The organism is Paenibacillus yonginensis (assembly GCF_001685395.1).
Taxonomy (GTDB): domain Bacteria; phylum Bacillota; class Bacilli; order Paenibacillales; family Paenibacillaceae; genus Fontibacillus; species Fontibacillus yonginensis.
In genome coordinates, this window is the sequence record NZ_CP014167.1 from 1260537 (window position 1) to 1282191 (window position 21655).

Sequence of the window (21655 nt, forward strand, 5' to 3'; positions counted from 1 at the left end):
TCATTTCACTGTGCTTGCTGGTCCTGTTCAAAAGCAGCCACGGAATCGGCACTAGGATATACGTAAGGAATCGAAGGCGGCGCGGCAGCGTTGATGGACGAAGCATCTATTCTTAACACCTGCTGGCCGCTGATTGTCTCCAGGTTGATCTTCCCTGTCACTTTCACCCAGGTATCCTTGTCAAAGGAAGCGGCATTGGCAGGCGATTTGACCATAACGCCAAACGGAAGCGCATCCGCCGTGCAGCATAAGACAAGGAACCGTCCGACGGCAAATTCGCCGTCTGATTGTCCGAGCGAATCGTCTTTATACACAAAACCGGTCAAGGAAATCGATTTACCGATGAAATCCTCTTTAAACAGTTCAATAGCTCCAATCGTCTCGGAGTAAATATCCGGGGTGACGTTAATAACCGGCTCCGCATAAAGAAGAGTCGCAAGCCTGGCAAACTCTTCGTTATATGCATCTGGAGCAGCGAAGACCTTGGCCGGTTGAGCTGCCGTTTTGGCAGATTTGGGTTTGGATGCAGCCTGCTGCGCCGCTTCTCCAGCAGCCGGTCTGAGAGCGGCTTTCTCTTTGCTGACATGCTCATCCTGAAGCGGGGAGGTCAGCGAGAAGCCTTTAGTCGAAGCAGCCGCGCTGCCAAGGGCGCGGTTGGGCAGCAAAGCGCCGAAGGCGACAGGCAGCAGGAACAGCACATATATAGCGCCTCTCTTAAACGCGGATTTGGGCATCTCGTGATTGCAGCCGCAGACCGCCGGGTCATCCTCCGGCGCAATCGCCCGGTAAGCGGTAAATACGGCCATAAGCCCGAGCAGAATCGGACAGAGCAGGATCCATTTTTCCATGCGGGGGGCCAGGTAGTAATGAAGTGCATCAGTTTTGACCAGACTGCCAATGTAGAAAGCCAAAGCAAACATCAGAACGGCCTGAAAGCCGTCATGCAGTCTGGATGAAGGGGAAACGTTCATAACGAGCCTCCTTCCGGCATAAAAGAATCATACACGAATTAAGAAATCAGGAACCGGTCCGTAAGCAGACAGCCGACCAGCACCAAGGGAGGGACAATCAGCATCAGACCGATCACAAATTTGGTTTTAAAGGCTGAGAGCAGCATCAGCATGTTCTTGAAATCCAGCATAGGTCCAAGCACCAGAAAGGACAACAGGGCTCCATGCGAAAAGGTATGCATAAACGTGGAGGCCACGAAGGCGTCCGAGGTAGAGCACAGCGATAAAATAAAGCCCAGCCCCATCATGAAGGCGTAGGATGCTGCAGGCCCGCTGCTGTAGGCAGCCAGCGCATCGCGTGAGACAAAGGTCTGAAGAGCGGCAGTGATCAAGCAGCCGACGATCAGGTATTTGCCCGCATCGAGGAAGTCATCAGCGGCATGCTGGAACAAGGCGGCCGTCCGGGTCTTCAGCGAGTGGCCGCCGCCGAACCATTTCACCTCAGTATGCTGATGACCGGAGCTGTTTGCCAGCGTGTAGCGGAGCGGATTCTTGCGTACGGTCAAATATAAAATGAAGCCAGCAGCCGAAGCGACGAATAGGGCGATGCCGAGCCGTGCGTAGACCATCTCCGGGTGCCCCTGGAAAGCCAGGGCGGTCGCGCCAAAGACGATCGGATTTACGATCGGGCCGGACAGCAGAAAAACGGTGGCCACATAAGCGGGCATGCCTTTTTGCACCAGCCTTCTGACCAAGGGGATCATGCCGCATTCGCATACGGGAAACAGCGCCCCGAGCAGGCAGGCCATGGCAATGCCGGCTGCGGGATTTTTCGGCCATTTGCGCGCCAGGAAATCCTCCGGCATGATAAGATGAATCATAGAAGAAACGAGTGCTCCAAAAAGGATAAAAGGCACCGCTTCGAGAAATATACCAAGGAAATGATTTTTAAATGTGGCCAAACCGGCGCTGCCGGCCAAGGCGTTTATTTGAGGCGCCATGACGATCAGGCAAGCCAAAAATAAAGAGAAAGGGAGGAGCAGGGAAACCCGTTTTAAAACCGCAGCAGCATTCATCCATCCACACTCCGATTAAGCTTTTAGAATTCTTGTCCTCTATCAATTGTATTTAAGCTCCAGGTCGAATATGACTATCCATTCTAGCATTCTCTTTTTTTGTAAACCAGCCGAATTACTGCCTTTTGATTTGTTCATTTGTTAGCTGCCGATTAATGAAAGCACACACAGGTTAAACATCAATATCTACACCTTCGGGCCATAAGGCTCCCCAGTCATGTAGAACAAGGTACACTTGCCAACCAGACAAACCGGTTGATCTGCGGTTAGGTTCTATGATCCATGGAAAAATTCGAATGCATAAAGAAACTGGAGGAGGCAGGGCAGAATGAAAAAAGAAGTCGTAGCTATGCTGTTAGCCGGCGGACAAGGGAAACGTCTGAAAGGGTTGACCCGGTCTCTCGCCAAGCCGGCGGTTTATTTTGGCGGCACCTACCGGATCATTGATTTCCCGCTTAGCAATTGCACCCATTCCGGCATCGACACGGTTGGCGTTCTGACTCAATACGAGCCGCTTGTCCTGCATTCCTATATCGGGGTAGGCAGCGATTGGGATCTGGACCGCAGGGGAGGCGGAGTTTACGTGCTGCCTCCGCATGAGAGGGAGGACGGAAGCAGCTGGTACCAGGGAACGGCAGATGCCATTTACCGGAACCTGAATTTTATCGAGCAATTCGACCCCGAACATGTGCTGGTCCTTTCCGGCGACCATATTTACAAAATGGATTATAACGAAATGCTCCGTTTCCATAAGGAGAAGGATTCGGACTGTACGATCTCCGTTATCGACGTAACGGTCCAGGAAGCAACGCGGTTCGGCATTCTGAATACCCGTGAGGATTTAAGTATTTACGAGTTTGAAGAGAAACCGCAAGCGCCCAAAAGCACGCTGGCTTCCATGGGCATCTATTTGTTCAAGTGGGATGTGCTGAAGCGATTTCTGATCGAAGACAAAAAGATTGAGACGTCTTCTTATGACTTCGGAAAGGATATTATTCCGCTCCTGCTGGCGAACCAGAAGAAGCTGTATGCTTATCCGTTTGACGGCTACTGGAAAGACGTTGGCACCATCCAAAGCCTTTGGCAAGCCAATATGGACCTGCTGTGCGAGGAGCCTGAGCTGAATTTGAACGATCCTTTCTGGCGCATATATACGAAAAGCCCTAACCAGCCGGCCGAGTTTATCGCTCCGGACGCAAAGCTGAGCAATTGCATGATTAATGAAGGCTGCGTTGTTCACGGCGAAGTGAAGCATTCGATCTTATTTTACGGCGTAGAGGTGGGGGAAGGCAGCGTGATCAAAGATTCCGTGATTCATCCGAAAGTGAAAATCGGACGAAACGTCCGTATTTATAAAGCGATCGTCAATGAGAACATGGTGATTCCGGACGGAACCGTTATCGGTTCTGAAGACTCGGACGAAATCGTGCTGGTCAACTCCGATGACCCGGCAGTCAGCCCGGAAGCCGGAAGAGAGGCGATGAAACGATGAAGGATTTGATCGGTGTCATTAATTTGGACGATGAGCTGGACCAGTTGAATGAACTGACCTATTTTCGCTGCGGCGCGGCCGTGCCTTTTGCCGGACGTTACCGGCTGATCGATTTTGTGTTGTCCAATATGACTAACGCCGGAATTGTCGATATCGCTTTGTTTGTCCGCCGGAAATACCGCTCGTTGATGGACCATTTGGGGGAAGGGAAATCGTGGGATCTGGACCGCAATCACGGCGGATTGTTCATTTTGCCTCCTGACTGGAACGACCCGACGGACATTTCATTAGGGGATCTGCAGCATGTCCACAACAATCTGGATTTCTTCTACCGCAGTTCGGGCAGCTGTATGGTGCATTCCGGAAGCCGCCATATCAGCAAAGTCAATCTGCGCGAGGTCTATAAGCAGCATAAGGAAAGCGGCGCGGATATTACCCTCGTATACAAACCGGTTGCAGAGCTCCGTCCGGAGCACGAAGCCTGCCTCAGGATTGAAGCGGATGAGCAGGGCCAAGTGACCGATATTCATCACGAGCTTAATCATCCGAACGTGTACATGGAATTGTTTATCATGGACAAATATAAATATTTAGAGCTGGTCAAGGACTGTATCGCCCATGGAAAAAGTCAGTTCTTCCGGGATGCCATCCAGGAGAACCGGGATCGTCTGAAGATCGGAGCCTACAGATACACCGGCTATCATGCCGTGATCAATTCGGTCGAAAGCTATTTCGCCAACAGCATGGAGCTGCTGCAGCGGGAGCCCTATGAAGACCTGTTCCGGGAGAACCCGATCCGTACCAAAATCAAATATGAGGTTCCGGCCAAATATCTGGAGCAAGCGGATGTCAGAGGTTCGCTGGTAGCGAACGGCTGCATGATTGCCGGCCAGGTCGAGAACAGCATCCTCTTTCGCGGGGTTCAGGTCGGCAAGGGAGCCCGCATATCCAATTCCATTCTGATGCAGAAATGCATCATTGAAGAGAACGCGGTGATTGAGAATGTCATTATGGATAAAGATGTCCATTTGTCCCGTGGAGTAACGCTTGTGGGAGATTCCAGGAAACCGTTTGTCATTGCGAAGAGCAGCCATATTTAAGGAAGCGCGCAGTCAGGAGGAATTGATCTTGTTCAAGGATAAAGAAAGTTTCAAGCATGCGTTCACGAGGCAGCTGGTGGGCAAGCTGGGCGTACCGCTGGAGGAAGCGACAGAGTCCGACGTTTACAAAATCCTCAGCGGCATGATCCGCGAGCACATCGGCAAGGACTGGGCCCGAACTAATACTGTCTATAAAGAACAACAGGAGAAGCAGGTTTATTATTTCTCCATGGAATTTCTGATCGGGCGGCTGCTGGGCAACAATCTGCTGAATCTAGGCGTATTGAACATGGTGAGGGAAGGCCTTGCGGAGCTAGGCTACCCTTTCGAGGAAGTCGAAGAGCAGGAAAGCGATGCAGGACTGGGGAACGGCGGACTCGGCAGGCTGGCGGCCTGCTTCCTTGATTCCCTAGCGTCGCTGCAATATGCCGGGCACGGCACAGGCATCCGGTACAAATACGGCCTGTTTGAACAGAAGATTCTGGACGGCAACCAGGTGGAGCTGCCGGACTACTGGCTGCAGAAAGGCAATGAGTGGGAGATCCGCAGGCCGGATAAACAGGTGGAGGTTCGGTTCTGGGGGAATGTCGTCACTCGCGAGGTTCAGGGGCGCCTGATCTTCGAGACCGTTCAATATGAAGCGGTAAGGGCTGTGCCGTATGATGTGCCGATTATCGGCTTTGGGCATCCTCACATCAATACGCTCCGTCTCTGGAGTGCCGAATCGATGATGGACCCGTTCCGCCAACCTTCCAGCCAGGAAGGCAGCTACTACCGTTACCTGGATTACAACCGGTCCGTGGAGTCGATCTCCGAGTTTCTGTATCCGGACGATTCCCATTATGAAGGCAAGCTTCTTCGGCTCAAACAACAGTATTTCTTGTGCTCCGCAGGTGTACAGAGTGTGCTTCGTACGTTTGGAAAGCTGAATCTGCCGCTGACGGAGCTGCCGGACAAGGTGGCCATTCAAATCAATGATACCCATCCGACGCTGGTAATCCCCGAGATGATGCGGATCTTGATCGATGATAACGGCTTCGGCTGGGATGAGGCCTGGGATATTACAAACAAAGTTGTAGGATACACCAACCATACCATTCTAAGCGAGGCGCTCGAGAAATGGCCACAGCAGATGGTCAAGGAGCTGCTTCCGCGGATTTATATGATTATTGAGGAGATTGACCGCCGGTTCCGAATCCAGTTGAACGAACGTTATCCGGATCAGCCTGACCGCACAGCTCGCATGGCGATTATGGAAAATAATCAGATCCGGATGGCTCACCTGGCCATTTACGGGGGGCATTCGATCAACGGTGTAGCGGCGCTGCATACGGACATTTTGAAGAAACGTGAAATGAAGGACTTTTACGAGCTGTATCCGGAACGCTTCAATAATAAAACCAACGGAATTACGCACCGCCGCTGGCTGATGTATGCGAATCCCGGCTTGGCTGCTTTAGTGTCCGACTGCATTGGCACCAGGTGGATCAAACATCCGCAGGAGCTTAACAGCCTGATTAAATGCTGCGAGGACAGCGGGTTCCAGAGCGAAATTGCCCGGGTCAAGAAACGGAACAAAGAGAAGCTTGCCGAGTACATTCTGGAAAAGCAGGGGATCGTGGTCAATCCGGACTCCCTGTTCGATATTCAGGTCAAACGGCTTCACGCCTACAAACGACAGCTGCTCAATGTGTTCCACATCATCCATTTGTATAATCAGCTGAAGGAGAATCCGCAGATGGATTTCGTGCCGCGTACTTTTATCTTCGGCGCAAAGGCCGCTCCAAGCTATTACCTGGCCAAACGGATCATCAAACTGATTAACACCGTAGCGTCGAGGATCAACAACGATAAGTCAGTGAATGAGGTTCTGAAGGTGATTTTCCTGGAAAATTATTCGGTCTCCCTTGCCGAGAAAATCATTCCGGCCGCCGACGTCAGTGAACAAATCTCGACGGCCAGCAAGGAAGCGTCGGGTACCGGCAACATGAAGTTTATGATGAATGGGGCCTTGACGGTCGGCACCCTGGATGGGGCCAATGTAGAGATGCATGAAATGCTGGGTGACGACAACATGTTTATCTTTGGACTCAGCGCCGAACAGGTGCAGAATTTCTATCAATACGGCGGTTATTCGGCATGGGATATCTACAACAGCGATTCACGGATTCACGAGGTCATGGACCAGCTGATTACGCCAGGCCCCCTGGGTTTCCAGGAGAACGAATTCCGGGATATCTATCAGTCGATCCTGGACCATAATGATGAATATTTTGTGCTGAAGGATTTCCCGAGTTATATTGAAGCTCATTTGAACGTCGATCTGGCTTACCGCAATCAACCGGATTGGCAGAAGAAAGCGATTCTGAATATCGCTCATTCCGGCAAATTCTCCAGCGACTGCACCGTCCGTGAATATGCGTCCGAAATCTGGAGGCTGAACCCGGTGCGCAGGAACGTTAAATAACAGGAACAGAAGGTTAAGCCGTTTCTTGCTGAATGCTCATAGAAGCTTGAAAGAGGGAGGCGCCCGGGGCAGCAAAAGGCTTCAGGGCAGCCTCTTTCTGACTATTGCTGAAAAAAGATTGACGATGAGAATGATTATCAATAAAATGGAAGCTATATGGTTTATATCAGCTTGTCATACTTACATACTGACAGCAGGGCAGATAGGAGCAGATGGATGATGGAAGCAACCTCATCAAGTTATGCGGAGACAGTGCCTGAAGGCACACCGCAGGAGAATAAACCGAAAGGACGGCCGCTAGCGGCGGTCACCATTCTGATAGGCGGAGCAGCGTTGCTTGTGCTGGCACTGCTGTTCTCGATTTCGGTGGGATCCATCTCTATCCCGCTCGGGACCGTTTGGCAAGCTTTGTTTCACTTTAATCCGGATAACATGGATCATCAGGTTATTCGTGAGGTCAGGCTTCCCAGAGCTTTGGCCGGCGTACTGGTCGGAGCTGGATTGTCCGTGTCTGGAGCTGTCATGCAGGGGATGACCCGCAATCCGATTGCCGATCCGGGGCTGCTGGGGCTGAATGCCGGGGCAGGTTTTGTGCTTGCGGCCGTGTTTGCCTTTTATCCGAATATGTCTTATACGACTTTGATTTTATATTCCTTTCTGGGAGCAGGCATCGGGGCCGGGCTCGTATTCGGCATCGGCTCCTTGTCTAAAGCGGGACTGACGCCGATGAGGCTGGCGCTGTCGGGAGCTGCCGTCAGTGCGCTGCTGTCCGCTTTGGCTGAAGGGATCGCTGTTTATTTCAAAATCGGACAGGATCTGGCTTTCTGGTATGCGGGCGGCCTGTCCGGCATTCACTGGACCCAGGTCAACATAATGTTCCCCTGGGTGGCTGCCGCTTTGATCGGGGCACTGTGTTTATCCCGTTCGATTACGGTATTAAGCCTGGGAGACGAGGTATCCTCCGGCCTCGGACAGCGCAACGGCCTGATTCGTCTGGGCGGTACGCTGGTTGTACTGGTGCTGGCCGGCGCAGCGGTTTCCGCAGTAGGGGCCATCGGCTTCCTTGGCCTGCTGATTCCACATATTGTCCGTTATCTGGTCGGTGTCGATTACCGGTGGGTGATTCCGTGCTCGGGAATGTTCGGGGCCTTGCTGATTGTTGTTGCAGATATTGGAGCAAGGATCATTAATCCGCTGCAGGAAGTGCCGGTCGGCGGTCTGATCGCTATCATTGGCGTTCCCTACTTTCTGTACCTTGTACGGAAGGGAGGCCGCGGAATCCGATGAACATGCCTCCTTACGGGCATCTGGCCCAAAGATCCAAAAAAGCAATCTGGATTGGACTGATCCTGATTGCAGCGATCATCGCCGTGTTTCTGCTCAGCATGAACCTGGGTGCAGTTCGAATGACGCCCCAGGAGGTCATCCAAACCTTGTTTGGGGGCGGTGATGCCCGGCAGCAGCTTGTCCTGTTTAAGCTTCGACTGCCGCGGATCGTGATCGCGCTGCTGATCGGGGCAGGGCTTGCCGCCTCCGGGGCCGTTATGCAGGGCTTGACCCGCAATCCGCTGGCCGAGCCAGGCATCCTGGGAATCAACGCCGGGTCCGGACTCGCCATCATGCTGTATGCTGCCTATTTCCCGGTGGCAACGTTGGGCACGGCGTTTATGATGCCGCTTTGCGCGCTCGCCGGAGCTGGCCTAACCGCTGTGCTGATCTACAGTTTGGCCTTCAAAAAGTCCGAAGGGCTGTCTCCGACCAGTCTGGTTCTAAACGGTATCGGCATTGCCGCCGGCATCAGCGCGGCGATGATCGTGATTGCCGTCCGGCTCACTCCCGAGAAATATCAATCGGTTTATATCTGGCTGGCCGGCAGCATCAGCGGGACTACCTGGAATTACGTGCTCGCTTTGCTGCCCTGGATCCTTGTTCTCGTTCCATACATTCTCTACAAAGCCCGCGTGCTGAATGTGCTTGTGCTGGGGGATAAGACGGCTTTGGGGCTGGGAGCCAATCTGGATAAGGATCGTTTTGGCCTCTTAGCCGCGGCTGTCGGCCTTGCAGCAGCAAGCGTCGCGTCGGGCGGCGCCATCAGCTTTGTTGGTCTGATCGGTCCGCATTTGGCCAGACGGCTTGTCGGTCCGAACCACAAACAGCTGCTGCCGATATCAGCGCTGCTGGGCGCTTTGCTTGTGCTGGTCGGTGACACGATCGGCCGCTCGGTGATGCATACCGGTGAAGTTCCGACCGGCATTGTGGTCGCCATCATCGGCGCTCCGTATTTTCTTTATTTGCTGGCCAAAGCCAAAGCTTGACGAGAGAGCAGCAAGGCTTGTCCGCTATTCAAGCCGCCGTTCCGCTTAAGGAATTGGACGGCTTTACTTTATTTATTCAAGAAATATAGGCTTCAGGAAGAGGTATCGCTGTCCTTTAAGCAGTTCTGCCTGCGAGTAAATTTAACGCCCGTTCCTATTCATTTTGCACGAAGTGGATATAGAAGTGGATATAATGGAAGAGAGACTTATAAGAGAAAAAGGAGGAGCCTGTCCGTCCCATGGAAATATTTTTTAGCGTTCTGATCTTGCTGGGGCTGATCGGCTTATCGAATCTGTTAAACCGGTTTGCGCCATTTGTGCCGGTGCCTTTGTTTCAGATTGCGCTCGGCGCGCTGATCAGCATTATCCCGCCTCATCTTCATCTTCCGCTTAATCCGGAATTGTTTTTTGTGCTGTTTATCGCCCCGCTGCTTTATAATGACGGCAAAAAAAACGCCGCGCGACGAGCTGTGGAGCCTGCGTGCGCCTATACTGCTCATGGCTTTGGGCCTCGTCTTCGCGACCGTGCTGGTGGCGGGTTATTTCATCCATTTCCGCATTCCGTCCATTCCGCTGGCGGCGGCCTTTGCGCTGGCGGCGATCCTGTCGCCAACCGATGCAGTGGCGGTCAGCTCGATTGCGAGCAGAATCAAGCTGCCTAGAAGAATCATGCGCCTGCTGGAGGGCGAATCGCTGATGAACGACGCCTCCGGTCTAGTCGCCTTTAAGTTTGCAGTAGCGGCCGCAGTGACCGGCTTGTTTTCGCTGGCTGATGCTACGCTGAGCTTCTTCCTGATCGCGCTCGGCGGTCTGCTTGTAGGCGCAGTGCTGGCCCTGCTGATCTTCCGTCTTCAGGGCTGGATCCGCAGCCTGGGCATGGAGGATGTCACGCTGCTGATGCTGGTGCAGATCCTCACCCCGTTCCTGATTTACCTGATCGCCGAAGAGATCGGGGTTTCCGGGATTCTTGCCGTTGTGGCGGCAGGTCTGGTTCATTCGATAGATACGGACCGGATCAGCTCGCCCCATTACCGGCTCCGCATTACATCGGACAGTACGTGGTCGGTTATTTTATTTCTGCTGAACGGCCTTGTATTTGTCATTCTCGGGCTGCAGCTGCCCGATGTGGGCAGGGTTATTTTCAAGGATCCGTCCTTTAGCAATGGGCAGGTTCTCGGTTATATCGTTGAAATCTCTCTGCTGCTGCTTGTCCTGCGTTTTGTGTGGGTATACCTGTTCTGGCGGGTGGGCAACGGCGATAACCAGGAGCATAACGAGCTGGATAAAAACCGCTTAAAGACTTCGTTGTTAACCTCTCTGTCAGGAGTCCGGGGGACGGTTACTTTGGCCGGTGCCTTTTCCATTCCTTTTATGCTGGGCAACGGGAGTTCGTTCCCGGAACGAAACCTGATTATCTTCATTGCGGCCGGTGTGATTCTGTTCTCGCTGCTGACAGCCAGCATCGTGCTGCCGCTGCTCGCCCGCGATCCGAATGTGGAGGAGGATCAGGAGGAGAAGCAGCAGGAGCTGACGGCCCGGGTTGCACTGCTGCAGAAAGCCATTGCCGTGACCAAAGAAGAAATGACCACGGACAACCAAAGGGCAGCTATGGAGCTCATTTCCTATTACAATCAGGAAATTCGTGAAATGCAGACCCTGGTTGCGGATGATATTGATCAATTCCGGGAGACGGAATGCGAGATCCGGCTGCTTGGGGTAAGGGCTGAAAGAGCCGAAATTGAATCGCTGCTTGAGCGAGGAGAGATTGAGGAGCAGGTGGCTTCGAAATTTTTTGATATGATTGATGAAATGGAGTATATGCTGACGACCCGCAGGAAGTTCGGCATGAGATTTTCTTTCTTCCGGCTCCTCTTCCGCCGGCTGTTCAACAAGCTGTTCCGTTCTTCAGCTGTAACGCGGGAGAAAGCGAAGCTGGGAGAATATAAAGAGGCCAAACTCAAAACCTGCCAGGCGGCGATCCAAGCCATTTCCAATAATCTGTGCGTTGAGAACCGGACGATCTCCACAGGGGTCATTTCCCGCTATAAGGAACTGATATACCGGCTCAGTTCTTCCAGGGAGGCTGGTGAATCGCCGGAATTGAAAGCCTATAAGAAAGAGCTGCGAATGAAGGCTGTGCAAGCGGAACGGGATGAGGTGCAGAACATGTATGAGAAGGGCAGCATCTCCCGTTCCGTAGCCAACAAGCTCCGCCAGTTCGTGAATATGGTGGAGGCGTCTTTGCTCGATGAAGAGCCGGAGCACGGGTAAGCGGCACGGGTGATCCTAATAAGAACAACAACCGCAGGGCATGACCCTGCGGTTGTTTCTTTTAATATACTTGTCCGTGCATTTATTCCCGCGTATGGATGTTTTTACTGCCCGACCTGCTTCTGCTGCTCCAGCACCTTCTTGTGCGAAGGCAAAAGCAGGGACGACAGGACAATGGCAAGACCGATAAAGAAGATCAAAATAAAAACAAGATGCATGCCATGGGCCAAAGCGATGCTGCTGACCTTATCGTTCACAGTGGAAGTTCCTTCCGCTGCCGGTCGTTCGCTCCCCAGGACGGCGCTGTTAAAAATCGAGCCGAACACCGCAATCCCGACCGTTTGACCAATCGACCGCATCAGGGTATTGGAAGCGGTAGCCGCTCCCCGCATCTGCCAGCCGACGGCAGATTGGATCAGCACGGTAGTCGGTGTAGTGGCATATCCCATGCCAAAACCCATCACGATCATGATGCCAACAAAATACCAATACGGCGAACCGAGCTCCAGAGCCAGCAGCCAGGTGCCTCCAAGAGCAATCAGTACGGAGCCGGCAACGGCGGTCAGCTTGGATCCGATCTTGTACATATATCTTCCGGCAAACGTAGCCGCCAGAGGCCAGGCGATCGACATCGGCATCAAGGTCAGGCCGGAGCTGGTTGCGCTATGTCCGAGAATGCTTTGAATCCACATCGGCAGGTATACGTTCACCCCGATAATCACCGCGCTGGACAGGAAGCTGACGAGATTCGAAACCGAAATCACCGGAATCCGGAATAGCGATGGAGGAAGCATCGGTTCTTTGACCTTGGATTCGATCAAGCCGAACAACACCAGGAAGACCAGCGCAACCGCAAATAGGGCATAAATTGGAGCGGAGTTCCAGGCATATTTCTGTCCTTCACCGGCATTCAGCAGCGCATACAAAAGTGATGAAATGCCGATGGTAAACGTAAGAGCTCCCCAATAGTCGATATTTCGGCTTTCTTTCTTCTCCAATGACTCATGGAAATAGACGATGATGAGGAAGAGGGAGACCAGACCGATGGGCAGGTTGATATAAAAGATCCAGCGCCAGCTGACCTGGTCCACAAAAAATCCGCCGACCAGCGGACCCAGCAAACCGGCGATTCCCCAGACCGAGCTGAATACGCCCTGCATCTTGGCACGTTGTTCGCCGGGAAAAAGATCTCCGATGATCGTGAATGTCAAAGGCATCACCGCACCGGCTCCAACGCCCTGCAGGGCACGGAACCAGATCAATTGACTCATCGTTTGCGCAGCGCCGGATAACATTGAACCGGCCACAAATAGAACAACGCCGATGATAAAAATGCTTTTTCGGCCAAATAAATCAGCCAGTTTGCCGTAAATCGGAGTGGTGACTGAAGTGGTTAAAGTATAGATGGCAAATACCCAGCTGATTAAAGATAATCCGCTGAGCTCGTTCACGATTTCCGGCGTTGCCGTACTGACGACCGTGACGTCGATAGCAACCAGCAGGATGGCAACCAGCATAGCGAGGGTTACCATTTTACGATTGGTCGTTTTCTTGGACATGTTCTGCTCTCCTTAGTGCGATTCTGCAGTTCTTGTTTTCTCCGTATCCGTACGTTACTATTAAGCGGAGAATCATCCCACTTATGATAAGCGGGGAGTTTTTCGATTGTCAATGCTATCCATTTAAGCAGGCAGGATAGAGAACGATTCTTGGGAAGGAATCAAACCTTGCAGGAGAAGAAAAAAGCAACCCGTCCCGTGCGGCGGGATGCCGCCGAGAACAAGGTGAAATCTGTCTCGATTTGATTCAGGATCATATTGCAGGTTTGCTTGCAGATATTGAAGCTTATTTAATAAGTAACCGGACCGCTTCCCCGGCAGATAGGATGAAGGGAGTTCTAAACTTGTTTGCCGGCTTCCGTGAAAATAAAATGCAGCTGCCCAAAGGGGTGGAGACCGCAGCCTTCCCCCCTGACAAGCCGCTGGCCGGAACCTCGTTCTACCACGATATACACCACATTTTCGTCAGTCTAATAGAGGAAATGGACGGCAAGCAACCGGCTAAAGCCAGCAGCGCTTTCAGGGCCGATCTGCTGCTCACGGCTTTCCGGAGCGATATATAAGGCTTCCAGAGAGAAGTCCGGAGTATTCGCCGGGGCAGCTGGCCAAGCAGGTTTATTGGACTCTTTTTGATTGATAAATCCCCTGGTTTTGTCTGTTCATGGTTCAGATCCCGGCCGTGCCCGGCGTTTCAGTTCAAGAGATCCCGGTTTAAAAAAGCTTGATCCCTTCAAACATGAAGTGTTCTTGGGGAATACGTTCTCACTCTGCATGATAATGATCATATTGTGAACAAGAAGGTCTGCGCGAAACTGCCGATCCGGCAGGCGTACAGCTCATAAAGGGGAGGAAACTCGACATTGTCCGTACAGAAGGAAAGGCAAATGACCAGCAATTATGGTGATCCTGTCATTACCGGAGGCGTAAGTGTGTTTGACCCCGCCTTTGATGGGGCTTATTTCTATGAAGGAAATGATCTGGGGGCCGTTTATACGAAGGAGAGAACCCATTTTCGCTTGTGGGCTCCGACAGCCGGGGAAGCATGGGTATATTTGTATGACAGCTGGGATTCGGCTGCTGCGGATAAAAGGCGGATGCGCAGGGATGTTCAGGGAACCTGGGTGCTTGAAGCCGATGGGAATCTGGCCGGCCTTTATTATACTTATGCGGTCCAAATAGGCGATGAACGGCATGAAGCCGTCGATCCGTACGCAAGAGCGGTAGGCGTCAACGGAGACCGGGGCTGTATTCTTGCGCTTGAAGATACAAATCCCGAGAGATGGACGGAGGATAAACCGCCTCTTGCTTCGCATCTGGATGCGGTCATTTATGAAATCCATGTCCGGGATGCCACCATTCATCCGGCCAGCGGTGTTCTGCATAAAGGGAAATACCTTGGTTTATGCGAAAGCGGCGCTATAGGGCCGGGAGGGATTCCGACGGGGCTGGATCATATCGTCCAGATGGGCGTTACGCATGTACAGCTGCTGCCCGTTTATGATTACGCAACGGAAAGCGTTGATGAAACCCGGCTGGATGAAGCGCAATACAACTGGGGGTATGATCCTAAAAATTATAACGTCCCGGAAGGCTCTTATGCGACGAATCCTTATGATCCGGCCGCGCGGATCAGGGAACTGAAGCAGCTCGTACAGACCTTTCATGACCGCGGGCTCCGGGTAGTGATGGATGTTGTCTACAATCATGTGTATGACGGCCATTTGATCCATTTCAGCCAGCTTGTACCGGGTTATTACCTGCGGTATACGGCTGACCGGAAGTTCTCCAATGGTTCGGGCTGCGGCAATGATATAGCTTCGGAGCGTCCGATGGTGTCCAAATTCATTGTCGATTCAGTTCTCTATTGGGCCAAGGAATATCACATCGACGGGTTCCGCTTCGATTTGATGGGTCTGCTCGATATCGACACGATGAATGAGCTCCGCCGGCGCCTGGATGAGCTTGATCCGTCGATCTTGCTGTACGGGGAAGGCTGGAATATCCCGACGGAGCTGTCGCCGGAGCGGCAGGCCGCGATGGCCAATGCCGGCCGTCTGCCGGGCATTGGCCATTTCAGTGACCTGATCCGCAATGCGGTAAAGGGCAACGTGTTTGATCCCCGAGACGGAGGATTTATAACCGGGACTGGAGGTCTGGAGAATGAAATCCGCAAGGCGGTTGTCGGAAGCATCCCTTACAATGAAGAAATCAAAGGTTTTGCTCTCGAGCCAGTCCAATCCGTGAATTATGTGGAATGCCATGACAATTATACGATGTGGGATAAAATTGTGCTTGCGACCGGCAGCGATTCCGCTTTGCTTCGGGCCGCCATGCACCGTCTGGGCACCGCAATTGTCTTAACGAGCCAGGGACTTCCGTTTATTCATGCGGGCCAGGAGTTCCTCCGCACCAAAGACGGCGTGGAGAACAGCTACAACGCTGGCGATCTGGTCAACCGGCTGGACTGGGACCGCTGCAATGTACATCAGGAGGATGTTGCTTATGTGCGGGAGCTGATCGCTTTTCGCAAGGAACATCCGGCTTTCCGGCTGCCTAACGCCGATCTGATCCGCCGCCATCTGCATTTTGAGCTTTCGCCATACCACTCTATTGCTTATACGCTCAGGGATCATGCGGGAGGCGACCCGGATCAGCATTTATTTGTTATTTATAACGCTAATCGAGACAAAATAACGGTAGAATTGCCTGCATGTGGAAAATGGGAGTCCCGCTTCGGCGAATCGTGGATCTCCAGCCTTTCGGGCACCAGACTTGAAATGGAAGGCATCGGCATGGTGGTGCTGGGCATCCGGTAAAGGCCAAGGCCGGGCAATGCGGGCATAGGGAAGGAATAATGGAATGATAGAGACAACAAGCAAACCAACCGGCTGCGCCAGCCGGCCGCTGCGGTTAGGCGTATTGGATCTGGTGCCGCAGGCGGAAGGGGCAGCGGCGGAGCAGGCCGTTGCCGAGGCTGTTTTATTGGCCCGGTTAGCGGAGCAATCCGGTTACGGGCGGTACTGGGCGGCGGAGCACCACGATCTTCCGGGTCTGGCCTGCGCCGCGCCCGAAGTGCTGCTGGCCCATATCGGCGCGGTGACCCGCCATATCCGGCTGGGCACGGGGGCGCTGCTGCTGCCGCATTACAGCCCGTTGAAGGTTGCAGAAACATTTCGTCTGCTATCGGCGCTTCTGCCTGGCCGGGTGGATCTGGGGATCGGCCGGGCTCCAGGTGGTCCGGCCCATGCCTCGATGGCGCTGAGCGGAAATTTCCTGCAGCGTGTCTATGGCATGGAGCAGTCGGTTCAAGCTTTGATCGAGCTGCTTGAAGGCACTTATGTTTATGAAGGCCATCCTGTCCAGGCCAATCCGGTTCCTTCAACCGAGCCTGCGCTGTGGATGCTCGGCACGGCCAGCAAAAGCGCGGTATACGCCGCACGGAATGGCTGCGGGTTTGTATTTGGCGCTTTTATGAGTGATGAAGAGCCGTCCGAGGTTTTGGCTTCTTACCGGAAGGCTTTTGTCCCCTCAAGGAGGCTGGCCGAACCCCAAACCCTGGTAGCTGTGAGTCTGCTCTGCGCAGATACGGCAGCGGAAGCAGCTGAACTGGCCAAGGAGAGCCGAAACCCGCGTCCGGAAGGCTCGGAGCAGCCGCAGCGGAAGCATCAGATTCATGGGACGGCCGAGGAGGCGGCTGCCGCCCTGCAGAAGTGGCAGCGGGAATACGGCAATGACGAGTTTCTGGTCATGAATCCGGTTTGGAATTACGAAGCCAGAAGGCGTTCCTTTGAACTGCTGGCGGCTTGCGTTCTTAATCATAACGACAGGTAAGGGCAGTCCGAACAAAAAAGCACAGGGAAGTTAAGGATCCCTGTGCTTAAACTTGCAAATAGGCTAACGACACGCTTGCGGTCCGTTTGGTTAATGCTTATGGGCTCTAAGCACCCGGATGCAGGAATGCTGCTTGGCGCTTAAAGGTTTAATATAGTGGGGTTTAATGATGCAGCGTTTGCGTCTGCCGGGACAGCGGCGGCCCGGGCGAGCTACCTGCACGCCAAACTTCCGCAGCGCCCGGTCGACAGGGAAGGAAATGGACAGCGTGCCGTTGTCAGAACCGGCAAAGTTGACGGCGGCAGCGTAGTTCTTTCTCCTGGTCAGCCAAACCGAGCCGGAGTCACCGGCCAGAGACACGGGTTTAACCCCGCGGATAATGCTTTGGTTCTTGAATGGAACGACGTCTAGTCCGCCGAAGCCATCGTAAGAAATGTTGACATCCGTATTGACGGATTCAACGGTCCCATAGACGAGACCAGTGGTGCGGCCGATCTTCTTGAACCGGTCTCCCACTTTGTAAGAAGTGACGCTGCCCGGAAGCACGCCAAATTTGGCGTAGCGCGGCGACAGCAGGGACCGGCGAAGCGGAATCGACAGCGCCGCATCAAGATAGTTCGGTCTCTTGCCGCTCAGCTTCACAAAGCGGTAAAGCCTTCCGATTTTATCGTATTTGAGGGTCCCGCCGTCCGCTCCGCCGGGCTGCAGCGTTGCGGAGAAGCCGGCCGTGTTGTTCCGGTTAAGCACATGGTTATTGCTCAGTACATAGAGGCAGCCTTTCTTGTCTGTTACAATCAGTCCGGCAGTGCCGGATTCGAGTTCGGTCCCGATGCTGTAGCCGGCAACAACCGGCCGGATGCGCCGCTGAAACGGTGTGCCGGAGGCGTGCATCCGGAAGCGTTTGGCGTGGACGTAGCGAACCGGAACGGATATTTTTTTTCCGTTGTAGCGGATAGTATGGCTTTGCTTATAAGGCTTCCTGCTCCGTTTGTTCTTTGATGTATTGGAGAAAGCTCCAGTATAAACAATAACAGCGGCACCGCGCCCCGGTTTACCCGGATCACTGTAGCCTACTCCGACCCCATGGATGCCCGGCTGCTTTAAAAGCTGTTTGGATAAACGCTCCTTCAGCCGGTTTGCTGCCCGAAAATCAGCCAACATCTATCACCTTCTTTATGAATGTACTACAGTTTATGAAGGGGCCGTGGAATGGTGAGGCGAATGTTCTAACATTTTGCGGAGAGAACGGCTGAAGGAAAGGCCTGAAATCGGGTAAAAAAAGATAGATTGAAGATTATTGAAACCTTGTTCCGGGCTCATGCGTATTATCTTGTATTTTTAATATTTTGAAGGAGATGTTGTTTTCGTGGATAGTGACAGGCTTGGGTTAAAATTAGTTATGGTCGTTCTGCTGATCGCTTTGTCGGCGTTTTTTGTAGCCGTGGAATTTGCCGCGGTGCGGATGCGCCAAAGCCGGGTGGATCAATTAATAGCAGAAGGCAAAAGAAATGCTTTATCGGTTAAGAAGGTGTTAAATCATCTGGACGGCTATTTATCGGCCTGCCAGCTCGGCATCACCATTACCTCTCTCGGACTTGGTTTTCTCGGCGAGTCCACGGTAGAGAAGCTGCTGCATCCTTTGTTTCACGCGATGCACCTGCCGGATTCGGTAAGCAGCGTTATTTCGTTGATTTTGGCTTTTGCCCTTATTACGTATTTCCATGTCGTTGTTGGCGAGCTTGCTCCAAAGACAGTAGCCATTCGCAAAACGGAAACCATCATGCTGCTTACGGCAGGTGCGATTATCTGGTTTAACCGTATCATGTTCCCGTTTATCTGGCTGCTCAACGGTTCGGCTAACCAGCTCGTCAAGCTGTTTGGAATCAAACCGGCTTCCGAGCACGAAGAAGCTCACTCGGAGGAGGAGCTGCAAATTATTTTAAGTGAAAGTTATGAGAGCGGGAAAATTAATCAAGCCGAATACGGGTATGTCAGCCGGATATTTGCTTTCGATAATATGCTGGCCAAAGAAATCATGGTGCCCCGTACGGATATGATTTGTTTATATACAAACTTGAGCCGTGAAGAGAATTTAAGCATTATCAAGGAGCAGCAGTATACCCGGTTTCCGGTGGTCAAGGACAACAAAGACCATGTGATCGGGATCATCAATACGAAGCAGTTTTTCCTTAAATATGACGATCAGCCGGATTTGGACGTTTCGACCCTGATTCAGCCTGTATTGTCCGTTGCTGAAACGATACCGATTAACGACCTGCTGAAGAAGATGCAGAAGGAGCGAACCCATATTGCGATTCTGATTGATGAATATGGCGGAACTTCGGGGATGGTAACGATTGAGGACATCCTGGAAGAGATCGTCGGTGAGATCCGTGACGAGTTTGACGGTGAGGAAGAAGAAACCGTCCGTATTCTGGATCATGATCATATTATCGTGGACGGCAAACTTTCCTTGAACCAGCTTTCGCGTTATCTGCCGATTGAGCTGGGTGATGAGGAGTGGGACACGGTCGGCGGCTGGCTGTATGCCCATCACGAAATGCTGGAGGAAGGCGAACAGTTCCAGCATGATGGTTATCTCTTTACTGTTCTGGAGCGCGAGAATACCCGCTATCTCCGGATTGAAATCCAGGCAAAACGGATAGAAGAAGAGGAAGAGGAAGCTGAAGCCGATTCGAGCAGGAATAGCAGGAATAACGAGTAGGACTTTTACTTTTGAACTTCATATAAAACTTGGAAAAGCGGCATGCCCGGTTGGTAAGATTCACGGGTGTGCCGCTTTTCTGTGTTCACTGTCGTTTTATAGCCCCGTTATAAGCGCTGATATACCGGGTCAGCCTTTAACGGCGCCGGCCACAACGCCTTTGACAATGTATTTTTGCAGGAAAATAAACACGATGATTGAAGGCAGCACCGCCATCACCATAGCTGTCATGGCATACTGCCAATCGGACGTGTATTGTCCGACAAAGGTGTAGGCGGCAAGCGTAAGTGTTTTCGTATCCGGCGAGCCGTTAACCATGAGGAGCGGGAGCAGGAAGTCGTTCCAGATCCACATCACGTCGATGATGATTACCGTCGTCGTCACGGATTTCAGCAGCGGGAAAATAACCGAAAAGAACAGCCGGAACCCCGAGGCCCCGTCAATTACGGCGCTTTCGTCGATCTCCTTCGGAATGCCTTTCACAAACCCGTGATAGATGAACATAGCGAGCGGAGCGCCGAACCCCCAATACATAAGCCCAAGGCCCCAGGTGCTTTCGGATAGGTGCAGGTTTTTGGCCATTTGCAGTACGGTCAGCATGATCGACTGAAACGGAATGAGCATCGGCATGATGCACAGGAAATAAATCAGCGCACTCCATTTGGTCTTGGTCCGGGCAAGCTTATAGGCCCCGATCGAAGAAACAAAAATGATCCCCGCAAGGCCAAGAATTGTGATGACTGCATTGTTCAGGAACAGACGAGGGTAATTGATATATTTCCAAACGTAAGAATAGTTTTCGAACGCCAGATTTTTCGGCAGCGCGATCACGTCGGTCATCAGCTCGGAGAAGCTTTTCAGCGAATTAATGAGCGTAAGAAACAGCGGGTACAGAAACAGCAGCGACAAAACGACCATGATGATTTCGAGCGCAATACGCCCCGTCTTTCTTTTCGCCATCAGGCTTCAACCTCCCTGCGTTTAAAGATCGTCAGCTGCAGAATCGTAATGATCAGCACGGCCACAAACAGAATAAGCGCTTTCGCTGTCCCGTAACCGTAAAGGTTATTCTGGAACGTATCCCGGTAGATGTCGTAAGCCACGCTGTAGGTGGTTCCGCCGGGTCCGCCGCCGGTCAAGGACAAGATGACGTCAAACACCTTAATCGAGTTGGTCAGGGCCATAAATACCGAGATCGTGACGGAAGGGGCAAGCAGGGGCAGCGTAATGTTGAAAAATCTCCGGACAGGACCCGCCCCGTCCACCGTTGCGGCCTCCTTGAGATCATCCGGCACGCTCTGCAGGCCGGCGATATAAATCACCATATAAAAGCCGATCGACTGCCAGATCGAAACGGCCAGGATCGAAACAAAAGCCAGTCCAGGCTCCCCAAGCCAGCTGAGGCCGAATATTTTCCAGCCCGTGCTGTCTCCAAGCGATTCAAAGCCCTGCATAAAGATAAACTTCCAGATGAAACCGACGATCACCAGGCTGAGGATATAGGGGATAAAAAAGGCTGCCCGCAGCCAGGCCGAGGTCTTCAGCTTCATGTCGAGCACTACGGCGAGCAGGATCGCCAGCACATTGATAATTACAATGTACAGAACCGCGTATTTCAAGGTAAACCAGGCGGCGCTGCTGAAGTTGGAATCCCCCATAAAAATATCTTTGAAATTATCCAGTCCGATAAATTTCGGATGTTTGGAAATGCCGTTCCATTTCGTCAGGGAATAACGGATCGTCATAACGAAAGGAACATAGAAGACTACTGCGACACAGATCAGAACCGGCAAAGTGAACAGGCCGAATTCCAGCTTCTCCGACCATTTTCTGCCCAGGTTGCGCATGTTGACACCTCTTTCTCCAGAC

15 protein-coding genes and 1 pseudogene are annotated in these 21655 nt (G+C 52.5%); 10 read left to right on the forward strand and 6 right to left on the reverse strand.

Going from position 1 to position 21655, the window contains the following annotated elements:
* Window positions 1–5: 5 nt before the first annotated feature.
* Together AWM70_RS05795 and AWM70_RS05800 are read right to left on the reverse strand one after the other, a co-directional pair.
* Complete coding sequence (locus AWM70_RS05795) at window positions 6–971, reverse strand: TIGR03943 family putative permease subunit (RefSeq protein WP_068694755.1); 966 nt, start codon at window positions 969–971, stop codon at window positions 6–8.
* Between the two features lie 38 nt (window positions 972–1009).
* Window positions 1010–2026, reverse strand: coding sequence for a permease (locus tag AWM70_RS05800; RefSeq protein ID WP_068694756.1), 1017 nt, complete (start codon window positions 2024–2026; stop codon window positions 1010–1012).
* Between the two features lie 328 nt (window positions 2027–2354).
* Here AWM70_RS05800 and AWM70_RS05805 point away from each other — a divergent pair, with 328 nt between their 5' ends.
* The 6 genes and pseudogenes from AWM70_RS05805 to AWM70_RS05835 all read left to right on the forward strand — a co-directional run bounded on the left by AWM70_RS05805 (window position 2355) and on the right by AWM70_RS05835 (window position 11671).
* Entirely contained in the window at window positions 2355–3518 is a 1164-nt protein-coding gene (locus AWM70_RS05805) for a glucose-1-phosphate adenylyltransferase (protein WP_068694757.1), read from the forward strand.
* The gene (gene glgD / locus AWM70_RS05810; protein WP_068694758.1) at window positions 3515–4618 is read left to right on the forward strand and encodes a glucose-1-phosphate adenylyltransferase subunit GlgD; all 1104 of its coding nucleotides are present in this window, start codon (window positions 3515–3517) and stop codon (window positions 4616–4618) included. The genes AWM70_RS05805 and glgD overlap by 4 nt, the downstream gene beginning before the upstream one ends.
* A 28-nt stretch (window positions 4619–4646) precedes the next feature.
* Window positions 4647–7085, forward strand: coding sequence for a glycogen/starch/alpha-glucan phosphorylase (locus tag AWM70_RS05815; RefSeq protein ID WP_068694759.1), 2439 nt, complete (start codon window positions 4647–4649; stop codon window positions 7083–7085).
* Window positions 7086–7301: 216 nt separating this feature from the next.
* Window positions 7302–8372: a FecCD family ABC transporter permease gene (locus tag AWM70_RS05825; RefSeq protein WP_068694761.1), complete on the forward strand. Its 1071-nt coding sequence runs from the start codon at window positions 7302–7304 to the stop codon at window positions 8370–8372.
* The gene (locus AWM70_RS05830) at window positions 8369–9400 is read left to right on the forward strand and encodes a FecCD family ABC transporter permease (protein ID WP_068694762.1); all 1032 of its coding nucleotides are present in this window, start codon (window positions 8369–8371) and stop codon (window positions 9398–9400) included. The genes AWM70_RS05825 and AWM70_RS05830 overlap by 4 nt, the downstream gene beginning before the upstream one ends.
* Window positions 9401–9639: 239 nt before the next feature.
* Window positions 9640–11671: pseudogene (locus AWM70_RS05835) on the forward strand (Na+/H+ antiporter).
* A 104-nt stretch (window positions 11672–11775) separates the two neighbouring features.
* Here the strand turns inward: AWM70_RS05835 and AWM70_RS05840 are convergent.
* Window positions 11776–13230 (reverse strand): MDR family MFS transporter, encoded by a 1455-nt coding sequence (locus tag AWM70_RS05840; protein WP_068694763.1) that lies wholly within the window; start codon window positions 13228–13230, stop codon window positions 11776–11778.
* A 326-nt stretch (window positions 13231–13556) separates the two neighbouring features.
* Between AWM70_RS05840 and AWM70_RS05845 the strand changes: the two genes are divergently transcribed.
* From AWM70_RS05845 to AWM70_RS05855, 3 genes are all read left to right on the forward strand, one after another.
* A complete protein-coding gene (locus tag AWM70_RS05845; protein WP_169823407.1) occupies window positions 13557–13793 on the forward strand; it encodes a hypothetical protein in 237 nt (78 codons plus the stop codon).
* A 321-nt stretch (window positions 13794–14114) separates the two neighbouring features.
* Window positions 14115–16046, forward strand: a complete 1932-nt coding sequence (gene pulA, locus AWM70_RS05850; RefSeq protein WP_169823408.1) for a type I pullulanase — start codon at window positions 14115–14117, stop codon at window positions 16044–16046.
* Window positions 16047–16089: 43 nt separating this feature from the next.
* Entirely contained in the window at window positions 16090–17061 is a 972-nt protein-coding gene (locus AWM70_RS05855) for an MsnO8 family LLM class oxidoreductase (protein WP_068694766.1), read from the forward strand.
* 90 nt (window positions 17062–17151) lie between these two features.
* On the opposite strand, the gene AWM70_RS05860 is transcribed toward AWM70_RS05855, so the two are convergent.
* On the reverse strand, window positions 17152–18222 hold the full coding sequence (locus AWM70_RS05860; RefSeq protein WP_099093069.1) for a chymotrypsin family serine protease: 1071 nt from the start codon (window positions 18220–18222) through the stop codon (window positions 17152–17154).
* Window positions 18223–18427: 205 nt separating this feature from the next.
* Between AWM70_RS05860 and AWM70_RS05865 the strand changes: the two genes are divergently transcribed.
* Window positions 18428–19786, forward strand: coding sequence for a hemolysin family protein (locus AWM70_RS05865; protein ID WP_068694767.1), 1359 nt, complete (start codon window positions 18428–18430; stop codon window positions 19784–19786).
* 129 nt (window positions 19787–19915) lie between these two features.
* Here the strand turns inward: AWM70_RS05865 and AWM70_RS05870 are convergent, their stop codons facing one another.
* Together AWM70_RS05870 and AWM70_RS05875 are read right to left on the reverse strand one after the other, a co-directional pair.
* Window positions 19916–20746: a carbohydrate ABC transporter permease gene (locus AWM70_RS05870; RefSeq protein ID WP_068694768.1), complete on the reverse strand. Its 831-nt coding sequence runs from the start codon at window positions 20744–20746 to the stop codon at window positions 19916–19918.
* On the reverse strand, window positions 20746–21633 hold the full coding sequence (locus AWM70_RS05875) for a carbohydrate ABC transporter permease (RefSeq protein WP_068694769.1): 888 nt from the start codon (window positions 21631–21633) through the stop codon (window positions 20746–20748). The genes AWM70_RS05870 and AWM70_RS05875 overlap by 1 nt, the downstream gene beginning before the upstream one ends.
* Window positions 21634–21655: the final 22 nt, after the last annotated feature.

Coding starts and splice junctions, on each gene's coding strand:
- AWM70_RS05795 (WP_068694755.1), bottom strand. CDS start 971: ATGAACGTTTCCCCTTCATCCAGACTGCATGACGGCTTTCAGGCCGTT.
- AWM70_RS05800 (WP_068694756.1), bottom strand. CDS start 2,026: ATGAATGCTGCTGCGGTTTTAAAACGGGTTTCCCTGCTCCTCCCTTTC.
- AWM70_RS05805 (WP_068694757.1), top strand. CDS start 2,355: ATGAAAAAAGAAGTCGTAGCTATGCTGTTAGCCGGCGGACAAGGGAAA.
- glgD (WP_068694758.1), top strand. CDS start 3,515: ATGAAGGATTTGATCGGTGTCATTAATTTGGACGATGAGCTGGACCAG.
- AWM70_RS05825 (WP_068694761.1), top strand. CDS start 7,302: ATGATGGAAGCAACCTCATCAAGTTATGCGGAGACAGTGCCTGAAGGC.
- AWM70_RS05830 (WP_068694762.1), top strand. CDS start 8,369: ATGAACATGCCTCCTTACGGGCATCTGGCCCAAAGATCCAAAAAAGCA.
- AWM70_RS05840 (WP_068694763.1), bottom strand. CDS start 13,230: ATGTCCAAGAAAACGACCAATCGTAAAATGGTAACCCTCGCTATGCTG.
- AWM70_RS05845 (WP_169823407.1), top strand. CDS start 13,557: ATGAAGGGAGTTCTAAACTTGTTTGCCGGCTTCCGTGAAAATAAAATG.
- pulA (WP_169823408.1), top strand. CDS start 14,115: ATGACCAGCAATTATGGTGATCCTGTCATTACCGGAGGCGTAAGTGTG.
- AWM70_RS05855 (WP_068694766.1), top strand. CDS start 16,090: ATGATAGAGACAACAAGCAAACCAACCGGCTGCGCCAGCCGGCCGCTG.
- AWM70_RS05860 (WP_099093069.1), bottom strand. CDS start 18,222: ATGTTGGCTGATTTTCGGGCAGCAAACCGGCTGAAGGAGCGTTTATCC.
- AWM70_RS05870 (WP_068694768.1), bottom strand. CDS start 20,746: ATGGCGAAAAGAAAGACGGGGCGTATTGCGCTCGAAATCATCATGGTC.
- AWM70_RS05875 (WP_068694769.1), bottom strand. CDS start 21,633: ATGCGCAACCTGGGCAGAAAATGGTCGGAGAAGCTGGAATTCGGCCTG.